The organism is Mesorhizobium sp. M5C.F.Ca.ET.164.01.1.1, from assembly GCF_004792125.1.
GTDB classification, from domain to species: domain Bacteria; phylum Pseudomonadota; class Alphaproteobacteria; order Rhizobiales; family Rhizobiaceae; genus Mesorhizobium; species Mesorhizobium wenxiniae.
Genome location: NZ_SRTG01000221.1, coordinates 1 through 370, shown reverse-complemented (window position 1 = coordinate 370; position 370 = coordinate 1). Strand labels below are relative to the sequence as shown.

Annotated in this window: 1 pseudogene; it reads right to left on the bottom strand. The window is 66.2% G+C overall.

What is annotated here, in order from left to right:
* Positions 1 to 370: pseudogene (locus EN807_RS33220) on the bottom strand (ABC transporter ATP-binding protein); the annotation flags it as partial.

Below are 370 nucleotides of genomic sequence, written 5' to 3'. Positions count from 1 at the left end.
GGATCGTCGGGTCGATGGTCGAGGCCGACGATTTCAAGGCGCTTTTCCCCGCCGGAATGTGCGACTGCCGGCATGGGCTGCGGCATGTCGCGGCCGATCATCATGCGCACCAGGTCGGGCACGGTGAGGCCGTGCAGGTCGCGGGTGGCGACCAGCCTGCCGTTGCGCAGGACCGTCACCCGGTCGCCGATCTCGAACACCTCGTGCAGGCGGTGCGAGATGTAGATGATGGTGACGCCTTTGGCCTTCAGCCGCTTGATGATGGCGAACAGGCGCTCGATCTCGGGCGGCGTCAGCGTCGCCGTCGGCTCGTCGAGCACCAGAAGCTTGCTGTCGTAGCTCAGCGCCTTGGCGATCTCGACCAGCTGCA